The organism is Arthrobacter sp. zg.Y820, assembly GCF_030125555.1.
Classification (GTDB): domain Bacteria; phylum Actinomycetota; class Actinomycetes; order Actinomycetales; family Micrococcaceae; genus Arthrobacter_B.
This window is the reverse complement of the sequence record NZ_JASKLX010000007.1, coordinates 36878-54370: the sequence shown is the minus strand read 5'-3', so window position 1 is coordinate 54370 and position 17493 is coordinate 36878. Positions and strand designations below refer to the sequence as shown.

The 17493-nt window shown below is 67.6% G+C and carries 15 protein-coding genes; 5 read left to right on the top strand and 10 right to left on the bottom strand.

All coding sequences use genetic code 11. The features are described 5' to 3' along the window. Positions 1-163: 163 nt before the first annotated feature. Positions 164-790: a peptide deformylase gene (locus QNN99_RS07505; protein WP_229965843.1), complete on the top strand. Its 627-nt coding sequence runs from the start codon at positions 164-166 to the stop codon at positions 788-790. A 13-nt stretch (positions 791-803) separates the two neighbouring features. Here QNN99_RS07505 and QNN99_RS07500 read toward each other — a convergent pair whose 3' ends face one another. Next, the gene (locus tag QNN99_RS07500; protein WP_229965842.1) at positions 804-2837 is read right to left on the bottom strand and encodes a S9 family peptidase; all 2034 of its coding nucleotides are present in this window, start codon (positions 2835-2837) and stop codon (positions 804-806) included. A 62-nt stretch (positions 2838-2899) separates the two neighbouring features. On the opposite strand from QNN99_RS07500, the gene QNN99_RS07495 reads away from it, so the two are divergent. From QNN99_RS07495 to QNN99_RS07480, 4 genes are all read left to right on the top strand, one after another. After that, positions 2900-3769: a methyltransferase domain-containing protein gene (locus tag QNN99_RS07495; RefSeq protein WP_229965841.1), complete on the top strand. Its 870-nt coding sequence runs from the start codon at positions 2900-2902 to the stop codon at positions 3767-3769. A 144-nt stretch (positions 3770-3913) separates the two neighbouring features. Next, on the top strand, positions 3914-4444 hold the full coding sequence (locus tag QNN99_RS07490) for an NfeD family protein (RefSeq protein WP_229965840.1): 531 nt from the start codon (positions 3914-3916) through the stop codon (positions 4442-4444). A gap of 99 nt (positions 4445-4543) precedes the next feature. After that, complete coding sequence (locus QNN99_RS07485; RefSeq protein ID WP_229965839.1) at positions 4544-5578, top strand: SPFH domain-containing protein; 1035 nt, start codon at positions 4544-4546, stop codon at positions 5576-5578. A 286-nt stretch (positions 5579-5864) separates the two neighbouring features. Continuing rightward, a complete protein-coding gene (locus QNN99_RS07480; RefSeq protein WP_229965838.1) occupies positions 5865-6221 on the top strand; it encodes an RNA polymerase-binding protein RbpA in 357 nt (118 codons plus the stop codon). Between the two features lie 65 nt (positions 6222-6286). On the opposite strand, the gene QNN99_RS07475 is transcribed toward QNN99_RS07480, so the two are convergent. The 9 genes from QNN99_RS07475 to QNN99_RS07435 form a co-directional block, all read right to left on the bottom strand. Further along, complete coding sequence (locus QNN99_RS07475; RefSeq protein WP_229965846.1) at positions 6287-7015, bottom strand: polyprenol monophosphomannose synthase; 729 nt, start codon at positions 7013-7015, stop codon at positions 6287-6289. 437 nt (positions 7016-7452) lie between these two features. After that, positions 7453-9096 (bottom strand): amidohydrolase, encoded by a 1644-nt coding sequence (locus tag QNN99_RS07470; RefSeq protein WP_229965837.1) that lies wholly within the window; start codon positions 9094-9096, stop codon positions 7453-7455. 93 nt (positions 9097-9189) lie between these two features. Beyond that, positions 9190-12030 carry a DEAD/DEAH box helicase gene (locus QNN99_RS07465; RefSeq protein WP_229965836.1) on the bottom strand — a complete coding sequence of 947 codons (2841 nt, stop codon included), beginning with the start codon at positions 12028-12030 and terminating at the stop codon, positions 9190-9192. Positions 12031-12124: 94 nt separating this feature from the next. Beyond that, the gene (gene tatC, locus QNN99_RS07460; protein WP_229965835.1) at positions 12125-12952 is read right to left on the bottom strand and encodes a twin-arginine translocase subunit TatC; all 828 of its coding nucleotides are present in this window, start codon (positions 12950-12952) and stop codon (positions 12125-12127) included. A 5-nt stretch (positions 12953-12957) separates the two neighbouring features. Continuing rightward, on the bottom strand, positions 12958-13275 hold the full coding sequence (gene tatA, locus QNN99_RS07455; RefSeq protein ID WP_229965834.1) for a Sec-independent protein translocase subunit TatA: 318 nt from the start codon (positions 13273-13275) through the stop codon (positions 12958-12960). A 33-nt stretch (positions 13276-13308) separates the two neighbouring features. Then, a complete protein-coding gene (locus tag QNN99_RS07450; RefSeq protein ID WP_229965833.1) occupies positions 13309-13647 on the bottom strand; it encodes a hypothetical protein in 339 nt (112 codons plus the stop codon). Positions 13648-13722: 75 nt separating this feature from the next. Then, the gene (locus tag QNN99_RS07445) at positions 13723-15801 is read right to left on the bottom strand and encodes a helix-turn-helix transcriptional regulator (protein ID WP_229965832.1); all 2079 of its coding nucleotides are present in this window, start codon (positions 15799-15801) and stop codon (positions 13723-13725) included. A gap of 128 nt (positions 15802-15929) precedes the next feature. Continuing rightward, positions 15930-16325: an FKBP-type peptidyl-prolyl cis-trans isomerase gene (locus tag QNN99_RS07440; protein WP_229965831.1), complete on the bottom strand. Its 396-nt coding sequence runs from the start codon at positions 16323-16325 to the stop codon at positions 15930-15932. 52 nt (positions 16326-16377) lie between these two features. Continuing rightward, on the bottom strand, positions 16378-17355 hold the full coding sequence (locus QNN99_RS07435) for an FKBP-type peptidyl-prolyl cis-trans isomerase (RefSeq protein ID WP_229965830.1): 978 nt from the start codon (positions 17353-17355) through the stop codon (positions 16378-16380). Positions 17356-17493 lie beyond the last annotated feature (138 nt).

Below are 17493 nucleotides of genomic sequence, written 5' to 3'. Positions count from 1 at the left end.
GGGTGCACTCGTAGGGATGGGACCACGGCCCCCCGGCCCGGGGTGCCCGCGGCTCCGCCGCGCCCCCCGGGCCGGTTCTTTTTTGCCTCATTCAGTGTCAGTCGGCACCCGTGAAGGTCCAGCAGCTGGCCTGATCACGGCGGAAGGCAACTAGGATGGGGCGGTGCCCACAGAAACTCCCCGCATCCGCGATCTGGTCCTTCCACTGCTGGAAACGGAGCTGCCGCCGATCGTCCAACTGGGACATCCCGCTCTCCGCCAGCCCGCACTTCCCTACGACGGGCAGCTGACCGCCGGAGAGCTCAGTGCACTCATCACCCTGATGCGCCGGGTGATGCATGCCGCTCCTGGCGTTGGGCTGGCAGCGCCGCAGCTGGGCATCCCGCTGCAGATTGCCGTCCTGGAAGATCGGTTCGACGCCGATCCGGACATCACCGACGTCCGCGACCGCCACCCCCTGCCGTTCTTCACTGCAATCAATCCCCGCTACACGCCGGTGGGCGCGGAGACTGCAGAGTTTTTCGAGGGTTGCCTCTCCTTTAACGGTTATCAGGGCGTCGTGGCGCGTGCCCGATCCGTCTCGCTGCACTTCACCGACTCCGACGGCGCTGCCGTGCGCCGGGACTTCCAGGGCTGGCAGGCCCGGATTGTCCAGCATGAAACGGACCATCTGCACGGCACCGTCTACGTGGACAAGGTCCTGACCCGCTCACTGTGCAGCAACGCCGAATACCTGCGCCGCTGGGCCTCGCCGTCCATCGACGAGGCCCAGCGGATCCTGGGCTTCTAGGCTTCCGGGCGGCTTACGCGTTGCCCGGCTTCAGCCACTGCTCCCACCAGCGCAGGACGTGCTCAAAGCGCTGCCGCCGGTGCCACGGAGTTCCGGCCCGGGACAGCTCGTGGTTCTCGCCGGGGAACAGCAGCAGCTCCGCCGGAACGCCGTGCTGTTTCAAGGCGGTGTAGTAACGCTGGGCCTGCTCCACCGGACAGCGCAGGTCTTCCTCGGAGTGGATTACCAGCGTGGGGGTGCGCACGTCACCAACACGGGCCATGGGGCTCTGGGCGAGCACCTGATCAGTGTTGGTGCCGGTGTACTCGGGACCAAAGAACCAGCCGATGTCCGCCGATCCGGTGAAGGACAGCGGATCCAGGAAGCCGCGTTCCACGATGGCTGCGGTAAACCGGTGGTCGTTCGCCGTCGTCCAGGCGCTCAGGTAGCCGCCGTAGGAGCCGCCCATGACTCCCAAGCGGGCGCCGTCGAGCTCCGGATGCGCTGCCAGCACGCCCTCCAGGAAGGCCAGGACGTCGTCCAGGTCCCTGGTTCCCATGGCTTCCTTGATAACCCGGCCGTGCGCCTGTCCGTAACCTGCGGAACCGCGGGGGTTGCACTGCACCACCGCGTAGCCGGCAGCCGCGTACGCCTGCGCCTCGTCGAAATAGGCGCAGTCGAACTGTGCGAACGGACCGCCGTGGATGTTCAGCAGCACCGGATGCGGGCCCGGACCCTCGGGCAGGACCACCCAGCCGTGCACCGGATAACCGTCCCGGGACGGGTGGATTTCCTCGAGCGCGGGAGCCACCCTGGTGTCCTTCCGCAGCTGCGCCGAAAAATCAGTCAGCGGCCGCAGCCCGCCCGCTTCCAGCAGCGCCGCCTCCCCCATCGTGGTGCCGTCGGCATAGCTGACGACGACGGCGCCCGCCGCCGCCGCTGCGCCCTGGACCACGAGCGGGCCGGAGGCCAGCACCCGGCGCTCACCCCCGGCATCAATCTGCAGCAGTTCAACGGAGCCGCGCGTGCGGTTGAACACCAACACCTCCGACTCCCCCGCGGGCACGATGCCGCCTTCCGCCAGATCGGTATCCTCCGGGTCGGTGAGCCGCCGGGCCGGACCGTCCGAACCGGCCGGCAGCACGTACAGGGCAGTGTTGCGGGCCACAAAGTCCTTGCCGGTGCCGGAAAGGTCCTGGGCCAGGAAGTACAGCCACTGCCCGTCGGCGCTCGGGGTGGGCTCCGAAACTCCCAGGAGCGTTTCACTTTCAACTGCAGTGTTCGTCAGGCGTTCCGGTTCGGTCCCGGTCAGGGCCAGGGCGTAAATGTCCGAGACCAGGTCCTCGTCTGCGCCGGAGTGCAGCGCCACGGTGAACAGAACGTGCTTTCCATCGGCGGAGAACACCGGTGCCGTGGCGTCGGCGTCGGCATGCGTCAGCTGGCGGGCCTCGGGGAAGCCCCCGCCGATGCCGCCGTCAGCCGAGTCCCCGGCCTGTCCGGAGGCCTCCTTGGCCCGTCCAACCGGTGCGATCCAGGGCTCGGCATCCAGGGCGGGCAGGTCCAGCAGGAAGACCTGCACCCGCTTGTCCGCCGTGTAGCCGGCGCCGTTGGCCCGGTATTTGTAGCTGCTGATGAGCCGCGGGTCCTCGGCGCCGGGGCCAACGCCGTCGACCGTGCCGTACCGCCCGTGCGCCGGAACCCGGGACGAGAACACCAGCTGGGCGGAGTCCGGGGAGAAACGGAACCAGCTCACGCCCATTTTGGAGTCGGTCAGCCGGACCGGCTCTCCGCCTGCGGCGGGAACGGCGTACAGCTGCGGTTTGCCGCCGGGAACGGAGCGGAGGAATCCGAGCACTTCGCCGTCGGGCGAGAAACGCGGCTGGGTGTCCGCGAAGCCCTGGGTGATGCGCCGCGGAGTTCCGCCGCCCAGCGGCACTGACCAGAGCTGGCCCACGTAGGCGTCAGCGGCGAAGTCGGGCCGGGTTGCTGACACCACCGCCCGCGTGCCGTCCGGATGGATTGTAGGAACAGAGACAGAGTGCAGGAGATTCAGGTCACTTGGTTTCACCCGGTGAAGCCTACTACCGCGGGAATTCCCGGACGCCGCAGCGGCGCACCTAAGATGGAAGGATGCCCCCTGCTCCCGTGTCCCTGCTGTGCCCCGTCTGCCGCGGGCCTCTGGCCTCCCCGGGAGCAGGCGACGCCCCCGTCCTCACTTGCCCCGGCGGGCACCGGTACGACGCCGCACGGCAGGGATACTTCAACCTGCTCACCGGCTCCGGCACCAAATTCCAGGCCGATACCGCCGAGATGGTGCAGGCCCGGGTCGATTTCCTGGCCGCCGGACATTACCGGCCGATGGCTGACGAGCTCGCCGGCCTGGTGGCCGCTGCCACCCCCGAAGCGCCAACAGTGCTCGACGCCGGCGCCGGCACCGGCTACTACCTGGGCGTTGTCACGGAGAGGCTTCCGGCCGCTGACGCGGTGGCCCTGGACATTTCAAAGTTTGCACTGCGGCGCGCCGCGCGGGCGTTGCCGGCGGCCCGCTGCCTCGTCTGGGATGTGTGGCGCCCGCTGCCGCTGGCGGACGCCTCGGTGGATGCAGTGCTGAACGTGTTTGCACCCCGCAACGCCGCGGAATTCCGGCGCGTGCTGCGCGGGAACGGGGTCCTGGCCGTCGTCACGCCGCAACCGGCGCATCTGCAGGAAATCCGCACCCTGGCCGGGATGCTGGAGATCGGCGACGAGAAGGAATCCCGGGTCACGGGTGCCCTGGAGGAACATTTCCGCCCGGAACGGACCCTGCACTGCGAATACCGCATGCAGCTCTCCGCGGCCGACATCAGCAATGTCGCCCTCATGGGACCCTCCGCCCGCCACCTGGACCGGGAGGCCCTCGCCGGAAACCTTGCCCAGCTCACCGGCCCCGTCCCCGTCACGGCAGCGTTTTCGCTCCAGCTCTTTCGGGCAGCGGAACTCCCCCGAGGGGCCGGAGTATGACGCCGGACACGGAAAGCGGCACCCAAACGTTATAGTCGGCAACGGTGTTGCACGGACAAAACCGGTCCGCTTCAGGCAGAATGGGCAACACCGCCCGCACAACCCGACCGCCGGCCCATAGCCTGCGGAGCCGAAGGGAACGATATGCAGGACGTATACCAATGGCTGCTTGACTACGGCTGGGCCGTCTGGCTCGTGCTCTTCCTGGCCCTGGCCGCCATCGAAACGCTGACCCTCGACCTCTTTTTCGCCATGTTGTCAGTAGGCGCCCTGGGTGCCATGCTGGCAGCCCTCTTCGGAGCGCCGTTGTTTCTGCAGGTCGTGGTCTTCTGCATCGTGGCGCTGCTGATGATAGTCCTCGTCCGGCCGCTGGCGCTGAAGCACCTGGACCGGGGCCCCAAGGACCAGCGCTCCAACATTGACCGCCTCATCGGCGCACCGGCGCTCACCCTGGAAGCCGTCTCCGGCACCGCCGGAACCGTTAAGATCGGCGGCGACATCTGGACCGCGCGCACGCCTGACGGCTCCAGCCTGACCGCCGGCGCACCGGTCCTGGTGACCCGCATCGACGGGGCCACCGCCGTCGTCGTTCCCGCCCCTTCCGGTGCCCATTCCACCGAGGCGCATCCATCGGATGCCAGGCCCACTGACGAGCGCGGCAGCGAACAGCGCTGAGGAACCACCGCCGGAGACGGCGTTTTTATCCGGCGGCAGCCGCCGCCGGCACAGAACCAGGCGAGCCCGCTCGGGTCCGCCAAAACCTGAAGGGGGAATATGAGTCCCGGAACCACCGGCCTCATCATCATTCTGGCTGTACTGATAATTTTTGTCCTGGTCATCCTGGTGAAATCGGTCAAGATCATTCCGCAGGCACGCGCCGGCGTCGTCGAGCGGCTGGGTAAATACCAGCGCACGCTCAACCCGGGCCTGACCATCCTGATTCCGTTTGTGGACCGGCTGCTGCCGCTGCTGGACCTCCGCGAACAGGTGGTGTCCTTTCCTCCGCAGCAGGTGATCACCGAAGACAGCCTCGTGGTCTCGATCGACACGGTTGTTTACTTCCAGGTCACCGATCCGCGTGCCGCCACCTACGAAATTGCCAACTACATCCACGCGGTGGAGCAGCTGACCACCACCACCCTGCGCAACGTGGTCGGTGGCTTGAACCTCGAAGAAGCGTTGACCTCGCGCGACCGCATCAACGGCCAGCTGCGCGGCGTCCTTGACGAAGCCACCGGCCGCTGGGGCATCCGGGTGTCCCGGGTGGAGCTCAAGGCCATCGAACCGCCCCTGTCGATCCAGGACTCCATGGAGAAGCAGATGCGTGCCGAGCGCGAACGCCGCGCAACCATCCTGACGGCCGAGGGCACCAAGCAGGCCCAGATCCTGAACGCGGAAGGCCGCCGGCAGGCTGCCATCCTCGCTGCGGAAGGTGATGCGAAAGCCGACATCCTCCGGGCCGACGGCGAATCCCAGGCCATCCACAAGGTCTTCGAGGCCATTCACAAGGGCCGCCCGGATCAGAACCTGCTGGCGTACCAGTACCTGCAGACCCTGCCCAAGCTGGCGGAAGGAACCTCCAACAAGCTCTGGATCATCCCCAGTGAGCTGGGCGAGGCGCTGAAGGGCGTCGGCAGCGCATTGGGGAACTTTGTTCCCGACATGCCGGCAGCCAACGGCAGCACGCCGGCTGCTTCCGCGGCCAACGGATCGGTTCCGGACACCGCCGGGGCCGCATCCGGTCCGACAACAGCCGCTCCCACGGCGGAAGCTCCGACCCTCGCCGACTCCCCCGACGTTCAGCGCTAGCTGCCGCGGTTAGCGAAGCCGTCCGCGGCCGGTATAATTGGTTGTTTGCCGGGGTCTGTCCCTTGGCCCGCCCATTGAAACCGGTCGCGGACGTTCGCGTTGGAACATTTGGCGCGAAATCGGCGTTGAATTCATTGGGCCGCCTGCGGGACGGCACAGGAACTCGGATGCAGCCTCTGCGTTCGACGGCTCGGCGACACACACGTGAAGGTACCGGAGCGGAACGGTACCAACAGCACTACAGATGGGTCCCCTGTGGATCCTTCGGACTGAAGAGGGAGAAAAGATGAGCGATCGCAGCCTGCGGGGTATGCGCCTTGGCGCGCAGAGCATGGAGACTGAATCCGGCGTTGAGCCGGCTCCCCGCCAGCGGGTGGAATACCGCTGCGAGGACGGCGAACGGGTATTCGTGACGTTCGCCGCCGAGGCCGACGTTCCTCCGGTCTGGGTATCCAAGACCGGCAAGGAAGCCCTCCTGGTCGACGGCGAGAAGCCGGACACCAGCAACGACAAGCCGGTGCGTACGCACTGGGACATGCTGCTGGAACGCCGCAGCATTGAAGAGCTGGAAACGATCCTGCAGGACCGTCTGACTATCCTGCGCGAACGCCGCGGAGAGCGCACTTCTGCTTCGAAGAAGTAACTCCGCCGCATAAAGGGAGGGGGCTGCCGTCCGGCAGCCCCCTCCCTTTTGTTAACCCCGAAGGGTTAGCCGCGCTTGGTCAGCTTCTTCCAGCGGGCACCCAGGCCCCACTTGGTGACGTTGGCCATCGCTTCGAAGACAATGTTGCCGCTCATTTTGGAGGCGCCGAACTCACGCTCGACGAAGGTGATGGGCACCTCCTTGATGCTCAGCCCGAGGCGGGCCACACGGAACGTCATGTCCACCTGGAAGCCGTAGCCCACTGACTCCACGGCACTCAGGTCCAGCTTTTCCAGGGTGGTGCGCTGGAACGCCCGGTAGCCGGCGGTGATGTCCCGGACGCCGATTCCCAGCATCAGGCGGGAGTAGGTGCTTCCGCCCCTGGACAGGATTTTGCGGTGCAGCGGCCAGTTGACCACGGATCCGCCGGGCACCCAGCGCGAACCGATGACCAGATCCGCCCCTGCCTCGGCAGCGGCCAGCAGCAGCGGCAGCTGCTCGGGTTTGTGGGATCCGTCGGCATCCATCTCCACCAGGATGTCGTAGTCCCGCGCCAGGCCCCAGCGGAACCCGGCGATATACGCTGCCCCGAGGCCCTCTTTGCCTCTGCGGTGCAGGACATGGACCTGAGGATCGACGGCGGCGATTCCGTCCGCATAGGCGCCGGTGCCGTCCGGGCTGTTATCGTCCGCGATCAGTACATCCGAGTCCGGCACCGCCGCCCGCAGCCGCTGAAGCGTCTTGGGGAGGGATTCGATCTCGTTGTAGGTCGGGATGATGGTCAGGACGCGCACGCATTCGCCTTTCATTGGGAATAGGCTGCACGAACGCAGCCGTGGGGTCGGTACCCCGGCAAGACTTCCCAGTATATGGGAGTGAGCCTGCGCCAACGTCCAGCTCCAATGCCGCGCCGGTCACACACAAGGGCAGGCCCTGCCGCCTTCGGGCCAGCCCGGCCGAAGCCGGGGCTGTTTTCTACTGACGGTTGAGCCTGCCCTGGTGCGCACTGCGTACCTGGTCGGTACCCGGTTTTGGCCGCCGAGTACCCGGTCGGCACAGCGGTGCGGTGTGCGGTATTTCCTGCGCAGCAAATTCGGTTCCCCGAAGTCCGCCTGCGATTCCCTTAGCCTACGTGCTGTCTGATCTCTGTCAACAAGCTTCTGACTAGGTACTTTGACCGACGGTGCAGGTCACGCGGGCGAGCCGCCGCGGCTTTTCGGTGCGCCTGAACTCAGAAACCTACCGCCCGGTAGAGTTCGCTGCCGTCGTGGACGGTCAGCAGGCAGCGCGGCTGGTGTCCGGTATCCAGCGCCGGCAGCAGCGGGGTGCCCGCCCGGGGATCGGTGCTCCAGGAGGCACCCTTGGCATCGGGGGTCTGCACCATCAGCTCCTCGACTTCCCAGATGGCGTAGGACGCGGGCGCGCCCGGAGCCAGCTGGCCCAGCATGAAGTTTCCGGCCCCTGCGGCCCGCCATCCGGCCCTGGTATGGCCGATGAAAGCCGCCCGGGCGGAGATCCGCTCGGCCGGATTGGAATGGGAAATTGCGGCCCGGACGGCGGCCCAGGGATTCATCGGGATCACCGGTGAGTCCGACCCAAGGGCAACCATCACGCCGGCCGAAAGGAGGGACGCGAACCGGTTCATGGATCCGCTCCGCTCCCCCAGCCGCTGCTCGTAGAGACCGCCGGTGCCGCCCCAGGCGGCGTCGAAACCGGCCTGCATGCTGGCGACGGCGCCGAAGCGCACCAATTCGGCGATGGCGCCGTCGTCGGCCAGTTCCAAATGTTCCATGCGGTGGTGCGACGCACGGATGCGGTCCTCACCCACGGCGTCGGCCGCGATCCGCAGCCCGGCCAGGACCGTGTCCAGGCCGGCGTCGCCGATGACGTGGAAACCGCCCTGGAGACCGGCGCGGGTGGCCAGTTCCAAGTGTCGTCCGGCTTGCTCGGCGCTCAGGTACAGGGTGCCGCTGGACTCCGGGGCGTCGGTGTAGGGTGCGCGCAGGGCCGCGGTCCGGGCGCCGAGGGAACCGTCGATATTCAAGTCGCCGGCCAGCCCGATTAGCCGCCCTTCGAAGGGTGCGGTGATTTCGGCCAGTTCCGCCTCGGTCTGTGCCAGCTGTCCCCAGTAGGGAAGCACCTGCGGCAGGGGGTCCGCGCCCAGCGAGCCCTCCAGGCCCATCAGCTGGCGCAGGTCCTCGACGGGCGCAATGTGCGGCGCCGCCATTTCGGTCACGGCGATGATTCCCTGCCCGGCGGCGTGCTTCAGCGCAGCCTGCTGATAGCGCGACCGCTGCACCAGGTCCAGGGAGCGGGCGGCGGTGCGGGCCAGGGTGTGTGCGGCACGCACCACGAAGCCGTTGTCCCAGCCATCGTGCTCCGCCAGTTTCAGGGTGGCGGCGAGGGTTCCGGACACGACGGCGCAGTGCACGTCGGTCCGGGCCAGATACACGGGCCGGTCCCCCGAGGCGGCGTCCAGCTCCGCAGCCGTCGGCACCCGGCGCTCGGGCCACGCCGATTCGTCCCAGCCGTAGCCTGTGAGCAGCCCCTCAGTGCCGGCGGCAGCCTTGGCCACCAGCTCGAGGAGCTCCGCCAGCGAGGCCGCTCGGGAGAGGTCCAGGGCGGACAGCGCCGCTCCCGTTTCGGTGATGTGCGCGTGCGAGTCAACGAACCCGGGAGTGATGAGGGCGCCCTGCAGGTCCACGACCGTCATCCGTGAGTCCTGAATGGAGGTGGCGGCGTGTTCGGAGCCGACCCATGCCACGGTGTCCCCCTCCACCAGCATCGCCGTGGCGAACGGATCTGCCGCGCTGTAGACGGACCCGTTGCGGTAGAGCGTCAGCTGCGGGGTTCCGGAAGGAGGCTGGGTGTTCAAGGACTTACCTGTTTTCTGTAGCTGTGTGGTTGAAAGATCCCCGCCGACCGGATCGGGACGGCGGGGAGCTGCGGGGCGGCTTTGCCGGGCGGGTTATTCGCTGACCGCGGAGTAGGCGACGACGCCGCGCCGGATCAGGCCGATGGCATCGATGCAGCGCCGGCGCAGCCCGTCGGGCAGGTCCGGAACTTTGGCCAGCTGATCCAGCAGGTCAATGACCTGCTTGGTCCACCGCACAAAGTCACCGGCGGCCAGCTCGGTGCCGTTGAGCGCCAGCTGCAGGTGTTTGCCCTTGGCCCACTTGTACATCGGCCACACCAGGCCCAGCTCGGGTTCCCCAGTTTGCGGCAGCCGCTCCGCTTCCTCGATGTCGGTGAGGCGGGACCACTGCTGGACGATGAGGTCCATGGCAACCTCGAGGGAGACGCTGGGCAGCCGCGGCCGCACGCCCCGCTCCTCGCGCTTGGCCTGGTAGACCAGGGTCGTGGCCAGCGCCGCCAGCTCAGCCGCATCGACGTCGCTGAACGCGCCGTGCTGCAGGGACAAAGCGATCAGCAGGTCCTTCTCACCGTAGATCCGGCGCAGCTTCTGGCCGGCCGGAGTCACCGCCGATCGTCCGGTCTCGTCCGGAGCTACGTAGCCGTAGTGCCCCAGGACATCGCAGACACGGTCAAAGGTCTTGGCGATGGTGTTGGTGCGGCCTCGGATCTGCGCCGCGAGAGTGTCCGTCTCCCGGCGCAGCTTCCACCAGCGTTCGGCCCAGCGGGCATGGTTTTCCCGGTCGCTGCAGCCGTGGCAGGGGTGTGCGCGCATCTTCCGCCGCAGTTCAGTGATGGCCTGCTCCTGCCGGTCGGCGGCCAGGTGGAGCGCGCCGCGTTTGGCTGCCGCACGCGGGGGCCGGTGATCATGCAGGGCGTTGCGGACCGAGGAGGCCAAATCACGGCGGTCCTTCGCTGTCCGGGAGTTGAAGGATTTCGGAATGCGGATGTGCGAAACGGTTTCCACGGCCCCGTCCAGCTCGGAGGCGGTGATCCGGCGGATCTGCTTGTCCTCGGTCAGGACGGTGGTCCGTGCCTCCCTGCCCTGCTGCGCGTCCTGCGGCAGCACCACGGCATAGCCGGAGTTCCGGCCGCCCGGAATCAGGATGACGTCGCCCGCGGCCAGGGCATCCAGCGAGGCGGCGACGGCGGACCGGCGGTCCCGCGCGCGGGACTTCGAGGCCTGCGCCTCGGCGTCGGAGAGTTGGCGGCGCAGTGCCGCGTACTCGGTGAAGTCCCCCAGATGGCAGGTCATGGCCTTTTCATAGCCGGCCAGGGATTCCTCCCGGGACCGCACCTGCTTGGCCAGGCCAACGACCGAGCGGTCGGCCTGGAACTGGGCGAAGGAGGACTCCAGGATCTCGCGGGAGCGCTCACGGCCAAACTGGGCCATGAGGTTGATGCTCATGTTGTACGTGGGCCGGAAACTGGAGTTCAGCGGATAGGTCCGCCGGGAGGCAAGACCGGCGACGGCGGCCGGATCGGTGCCCGGCTGCCACAGGACCACGGCGTGGCCCTCGACGTCGATGCCCCGGCGGCCGGCGCGGCCGGTGAGCTGGGTGTACTCCCCCGCCGTGATGTCCACGTGCGCCTCGCCGTTGAACTTGTCCAATTTTTCCAGGACCACGGTGCGCGCGGGCATGTTGATTCCCAGTGCCAGGGTTTCAGTGGCGAAGACGGCGCGGACCAGCCCGGCGGTGAAGAGCCGTTCCACCACTTCCTTGAAGGTGGGCAGCATCCCGGCGTGATGGGCGGCGAATCCGCGGATCAGGCCCTCCCGCCAAGTCCAGAAGCCCAGGACTTCCAGATCGTCCTCGGGGATGTCCTGGCTGGCCTCGTCCACGATGCGGGCGATGGCCAGGCGCTCGGACTCGTTGGTGAGCCAGAGGCCGGATTCGACGCACTGCCGGACGGCACCTTCGCAGCCGTTGCGGGAGAAGATGAAGGTGATGGCCGGCAGCAGGCCCCGCTTCTCGAGCTGGGCTATGACGGCCGGGCGCGAGGCCTTCGGGATCCGGGTGGTCGGCGGCCCGGCGTGCCCGCGGCGCGGTGCGTCCCGGCGTCCCCCGCGGGAGGAACCGCGTGAACCGCCCCAGTGTCCGCGCTGGTTGATGCGCGACTCGGCGCGCGCCAGCTCCAGCAGCTCGGGATTCACCCGGTAGCGTTCCTGCACGCCGGCAGGCTGCTCGGGTTCGGCTGCCTCGTCGAAGGACACATCGGATTCAAACAGGTCCATGATGTCCCGGCCCACCATTACATGCTGCCAGAGCGGGACGGGACGGTGCTCGGAAACCACGACGTCGGTGTCGCCCCGGACAGTGTCCAGCCAGGCCCCGAATTCCTCGGCGTTCGAGACCGTTGCGCTCAGCGAGACCAGCTGCACGTCCGAGCGGAGGTGGATGATGACTTCTTCCCAGACGGCACCGCGGAAGCGGTCCGCAAGGTAGTGCACTTCATCCATCACGACATAACCCAGGTCATCCAGGGTGGCGGAGTTGGAGTACAGCATGTTCCGCAGCACTTCGGTGGTCATGACGACGACGTCGGCGTCCGGGTTGATGCTGGTGTCGCCGGTCAGCAGGCCAACCCGTTCCGCACCGTAGGACGCCGAGAGCTCCAGGTACTTCTGGTTGCTCAGGGCCTTGATGGGTGTCGTATAAAACGCCTTGAGCCCGCGCTCGAGGGCCATGTAGACGGCGAACTCCCCCACCACGGTCTTTCCCGCACCGGTGGGGGCGGCCACCAGGACGCCGCGGCCGGCCTCCACGGAGCGGCAGGCATCCGTCTGGAAAGGGTCAAGGTCAAACCCGAGCTGCTGCTCGAAGACCGCCAGCTTGGTCTTGGAGTGTTCGGCGAGTTGTTTCGCGGCTCTGTACCGCTCCGACGGGGAAGTCATGTTCCCAGCCTAGACTCTGCCCGCCCCCGGCCGCGCGTCCGGACCCGGGGCTCCGCCTTGGGCTGAAAGTCCGAACCGCACTGCCGGCAGCGCCTTACAGGTTCTCCAGCGGAGTGGCGGTGTCGGCGCTTGCGCTGACGGCCGCTTCGCGGGCCGCGTTCCGGCGATCCCGGCGCCTGTCGTTGACAAGGCAGATTCCCACTGCGGCCGCGAAAAGCACCAGCAGCGGCGCAGCCATGTAGAACATGGTGAGGGCGTCGCCGCCGGGTGCTGCCATGGCAGCGAAGACGCAGATCAGGAAGATAGTGATGCGCCAGTACTTGACGATCGTTTTCCCCCGGAGGATGCCGGCCATGTTCAGGCCCACCAGCACCACCGGAATCAGGAAAGCGATGCCGAAGGCCAGCAGGAGGCGGATCACGAAGGCCAGGTACACCGTAGCGGTGATGACGTTGGCGCTGCCCTCGGGCGTGAAGCCGGTGAGCACCTCAATGGCGCTGGGCAGAAGCAGCCAGGCCAGGTACACGCCGCCCAGGAACAGCGGCACTGAGGCAGCCATGAACCCGAGGGTCATGCGCCGTTCCTTGGTCTTGAGCCCGGGGGTAATGAAGGCCCACAGCTGGTACAGCCACACCGGGCAGGACAGCAGCAGTCCGATAAAGACCGAGACCTGGATCATCTGGTCAAAGGGTGTCGCCACGCCCTCGAAGTTGATCGTGGCGAAGCGCCCCTCCTGGTTGCCCACGTCCAGGACCGGACGGGTCAGGGCATTAAAGACCGGCATGTACAGGAAGAACCCGGCAACCGTGCCGAGGACCACGGCAATGCCGGCCTTGAACAGACGGTTGCGGGCTTCCCGCAGGTGCTCCTTGAGGGCCATCCGACCCTCAGGGTTGGAATTGCGCCCTTTGGTCAGCGCCACGGCCGTTACAGGCCGGTGGGCGGGTTACCCGCGGGGCGCTGATCCGGACCGGTTGTCCCGGTTGTTCCGGAGGCACGCGGTGCCGCCGGCGGCGTCTGGACCCCGGATGCTCCGGCGGGCGGGTTGGTGACGATCCGGCCCTCCACCGTCTCTTCGGGCGTGGAATCGGACGGGTTTTCGTCCTTCATCTGGCGGACCTCGGACTTGAAAATCCGCAGGGACTGCCCCATGCTGCGGGCCAGTCCGGGAAGTTTGGGTGCGCCGAAGAGCAGAAGGGCCAGAACGACCAGGATTACAATGTGCCAGCCTTGAATACCGTTCATGCCGGGTGTCCTTTCGTTTTGAGACAGTTTACGTCAGAGTCCTGGAAAGTCCCGCAGGGCGCGGGGCTGCCCGTTGGCCAGGCGCCGGCTGATCCGGCGTTCCCGGCGGCCGGCCTGGCGCGCCTCTTTTCCTTCTTCGTAGCGGACCTTCACCAGGATTGGATCCGCAAAAATCCCGAGTTCAGCGTCGGGAGACTTCTCTGCAGGCGGCGCAGCGGCGGGTGCTGAAACTGCCAGCGACGAGACCGCAGTCTCCGCTTCCCGCAATGTCGCCATGAGCTTGCGGAAGATCCGCCAGCCGATGAGGGCGTAAAAAGCGGCTGCGGCGACGATGAGCGCCGCCCATATCAAAATCCAGGACCACCAAGGCATGAGTCCAGCATAGTGCGGGCAGCCGCTGCGGGACGCATCGCCGCAGCGCGCCTCACAGCAGGAGGGCCGGCGGAGTCAGCCGTTCGACGCCGGAACCCCGTCAGCGGGCGGTTCGTAGTTCGCCAGCGCAGCGCGGAGCCACTCCTGCGTCTCCCGGCGCAGAGACTCGGGGGCGGCCACCACGACACTGCCTCCCTGCCGGGCGATGAAGCCGGGAATCCACCGGGTGTTCCCGACACGGAGCTCCACCGCGGTGCGCCCGCGCGCGAGATCAGCCCGGCGTCCGGCGTCGTACGCGCTCTCCACCCAGCTGGCTGCGGGCTCCAGCAGCAGGGTCACCAGCTCATCTTCGGCGCTGGGCCGGAAGAGGCCGGCCGGAGTGCTGTCCGGATCGGGGCCCTGCCAGGAGGCCGGACCGGAATCCGTAACGTTGTGGATGCGGTCCACCCGGAAGTTCCGCACGCCTTCCGAACGGTGGCACCAGGCCTCGAGGTACCAGCGGTCGTTGACGGAGAAGAGCCGCCGCGGGTCCACTGTGCGGTCGGTGACCTCGTCGCGGCTGGGCACCAGATAACGCAATTCCAGCTGCCGGCGGCCGGTGATAGCCTGCTGCAGCTGGTCCAGCACGCCGGCGGTGCCTTCGGGTTCCGTGAGCCGGGCGGCGACGGCGGTGCCGACCCGTCCCGATTCCCCGGCCGCCTCGCTGAGCTTGGCCAGGGCACTGGTCAATGCCGGGGTGCTGCCGACCCCCGGAAGGGACGAGAGCGTTTCGAGACCGACAATGAGTGCGGCTGCCTCATCCATGCCCAGCCGGACGGGTTCGGAGAGGTCCTGGGCGTTGTCGATGAAAATCTGGCCGTTTTCGAAGTTCACGTCCATCAGCCCGTTGGGATAGTGCCGGGGGCCGCTGACGAAGAGCAGGTTCAGGTCGCTTGCCAGCTGGGCGGCGCTGACGCCAAAGCGCTGTGCCGTCTGCTCCATGTCCGCACCCTGGTTCCCCAGGATGTAAGGCACAAGGTCAAGCAGGCGCGTCAGGTGGCTCTGAGCTGCCGTCGAGCTGGACGCGGGCGCCGGGGTGCGGCGGACAAGGGTGAAGGCCGGCACGGGTTTGAGCTGGGCCGCCAGGGCCAGCCGCAGGAGCTCCGCGACCGACTGCCGGAATTCCGCCGGCTCCACTGCGACGGCGCTGGCCCCCAGCCCGGCCGTGTCGGCCGCCAGGGCGTCCAGGTCCGGGACGGTCAGCGACAGTACGTCCCAGCCCGTGCGGTCCCCGGCCCTGTCCCCGGCCCTGTCCCCCGTCGCACTTTCCGGCCGGGCCGGTCCGTCGGCGCGCAGCCGCAGCTCGGCAGCCGCACCCTCCCGGGCTTCCACCACGGCCGTGACCGGGGCGAACACCCGGTCCAGCGATGCCAGTGAGGCCTCAATGTCGAAGTCCTCCGGAACGTCGTAGCTGCCCGCTTCCAGGGCCACCGGCGTCGTCATCCGGGACAGCCGGAAAAAGCGCTCGGCTCCGCGGTCCAGGTCCCATCCGACCACGTACCAATGCCCGAAGCGGCTGCCCATCCCCCACGGCTGCACGTGCCGGCGGGTGCTCCGCCGCCGGCCCGGTTTCGCCTTCCCTCCTGCGCTGCCGGTGCGTGCCGCCGGGCGGTAGCCGAAGGAAATGGGCGTGCGGGTGGTCGTGGCTTTCCAGACGGTGTCAAAGTTTGGGTCGTTGGTGCGGATCCGGGGCTGCAGGGGGCTCGCGGCGGCGCCGTCGGCCACCACGCCGCGGGCTTGGAGCTTGCGCAGCGCCCGTGCCGCTGCCGAGCCCAGCGACGCCTGCTCCCACATGCTTGCCGCCAGGGCCAGGACGGCTGATTCCTCGGGGCTGAACCGCACGCCGGGAAGCCGGTAGGCATCGGCTCGAATGCGGTACCGGCGCACCGAGTTGTCCTGGTCGTAGAGCGTTTCCTCGCTGTAGGACTCCACGGGAATGCCCTGTTCGCGCAGGAAGGCCTTGTCACGGTCGAAGAGCTTTTCCCGGGCGGCGGTGGACGGCGCTTCGCCGTAGAGCTCGATTTCGTCGAACAGTTCGTGCTTGGTGAAACCCCTGCGGGTGGACAGCAGGACAATGACCAGGGTCAGGAGGCGTTCGGTTCTGTTGGCGGGCACGGAAGCCAATCTACCGCGCCGGGCGGCGGAGCGCAGACGCGGCGGACAGCGCCGGGAGCAGACGCGAAAAAGGCGGGTCCGCTGCTGCAGTGCAGCTGCGGACCCGCCTGTTCTGCCGGGGTGCCGGGTTAGCGGACGCCCAGCAGGTCAACCACGAAGATCAACGATTCGCCGGGAGCAACTGCCGAACCGGCACCGCTGTCGCCGTAGGCCATGTGGGCGGGAATCTCGAGTCGGCGGCGGCCGCCGACCTTCATGCCCAGCAGGCCCTGGTCCCAGCCCTCGATGACCTGGCCCACGCCCACGCGGAAGTCCAGCGGGGTGCCGCGGTTCCACGATGCGTCGAACTCTTCACCGGTGGAGAACGCAACGCCCACGTAGTGGGTGGAGACGGTGTCCCCGGGCTTGGCCTCGGGGCCGTCGCCGACCACGATGTCTTCGATGCGAAGCTCCGTGGGAGCCTCGTGCTCCGGGAAGTCGATCTCCGGCTTCTGGCGGTCGTATTCACGCTTTCCAAATGACATGGTGCTCCTTGCTGCGGCGGTGCCGCGTCAAACGTCGTGTTCGGTTCTAACGCTACTTGACTTCCTGGATGTCCACGACAAATACGAGCGGTCCGGCCGGGTTGCCGCTGGGTGCGGGATCGCCGTAGGCCAGCTCGGACGGAAGGACCAGCAGGACCTTGGAGCCGGCCTTCTGGCCGGCCAGGCCGTGGGTCCAGCCGGGGATGACGCCGTCGAGCGGGAACTCCGCCGGCTCGCCGCGTTCGTAACTGGAGTCGAAGGTGCTGCCGTCCCGCTGGGAAACGCCGAGGTAGTCGACCTTCACGGTGCCGGTTTCTTCTACAGCCGCGCCCTCGCCCTCTTCGAGGACCTTGACGATCAGCTTGTCGGGCTCTTCCATGTTCTCCGGGATTTCGACGGCGGGAACGCCGTCCTCGCCGAAGCTGACCTTGGGCAGCTTGCCGTCGGTTTCCAGCGCGGAGACATCCTCAGGGCTCATCAGCAGGTTGCCTTCGGCCTTGCGGGACGCAGCCTCGTCCGGCGACAGCGTGGCCACGGTGTCCTGGGTGCTCTGGATGCTCAGCACCATCACCTGGGTGGGCTGGGCTGCCTGCTCGGTTTCGGCACCCTCCGACTGGGCGGCGGCCTGGGCATCAGGGAAGGCATAGGCGACCTGCGAGCCGACCTTGGCGCCCAGCAGGACCTCGTACAGCGCCGGGTCCTGTTCCTTCAGCTGCTCGTTGACGGGCAGCGCCGACGCGGCATCCTCGTAGGTGTCGCCGAGGACACTGCCGTCTTCGGCGTTCAGCGCCACGAACTTAAAGGTGATGCTCTGGCCTTCGGCAACGGTGTCGCCGTCGCCGGTGTAGACGATCTTCGCCGCACTTTCGGTGATCTCCAGCGGAGCATCGAACTCCACCTCGGGTACGGTGTCCTGATCCTCGACCTTGACCTTCACGGAGTCAAAAACTCCGGCCTGGCCTGCGGATTTGCCCGCGGCACCGGTCGCTTCCCCGCCGGAGCAGGCCGAGATGAGGAGCAGGGAGGACAAGCTTATGGCTAGTACTTTTCGCACAGTACTTCTTTCAGTGGTGGACAGGTGGGCCCGCAGTGTCCCCGGGTCGTGCCAGGGGTAACGGGAGCGGGCGGTCCCGTCCAGCGTAGCGTTTCTGCCTGAATGCTGCCTTGG

Excerpts from the sequence above, each read along its gene's own strand:
- QNN99_RS07485 (WP_229965839.1), top strand. The coding sequence starts at position 4,544 with ATGAGTCCCGGAACCACCGGCCTCATCATCATTCTGGCTGTACTGATA.
- QNN99_RS07490 (WP_229965840.1), top strand. The coding sequence starts at position 3,914 with ATGCAGGACGTATACCAATGGCTGCTTGACTACGGCTGGGCCGTCTGG.
- QNN99_RS07480 (WP_229965838.1), top strand. The coding sequence starts at position 5,865 with ATGAGCGATCGCAGCCTGCGGGGTATGCGCCTTGGCGCGCAGAGCATG.
- QNN99_RS07450 (WP_229965833.1), bottom strand. The coding sequence starts at position 13,647 with ATGCCTTGGTGGTCCTGGATTTTGATATGGGCGGCGCTCATCGTCGCC.
- QNN99_RS07465 (WP_229965836.1), bottom strand. The coding sequence starts at position 12,030 with ATGACTTCCCCGTCGGAGCGGTACAGAGCCGCGAAACAACTCGCCGAA.
- tatA (WP_229965834.1), bottom strand. The coding sequence starts at position 13,275 with ATGAACGGTATTCAAGGCTGGCACATTGTAATCCTGGTCGTTCTGGCC.
- QNN99_RS07495 (WP_229965841.1), top strand. The coding sequence starts at position 2,900 with ATGCCCCCTGCTCCCGTGTCCCTGCTGTGCCCCGTCTGCCGCGGGCCT.
- QNN99_RS07440 (WP_229965831.1), bottom strand. The coding sequence starts at position 16,325 with ATGTCATTTGGAAAGCGTGAATACGACCGCCAGAAGCCGGAGATCGAC.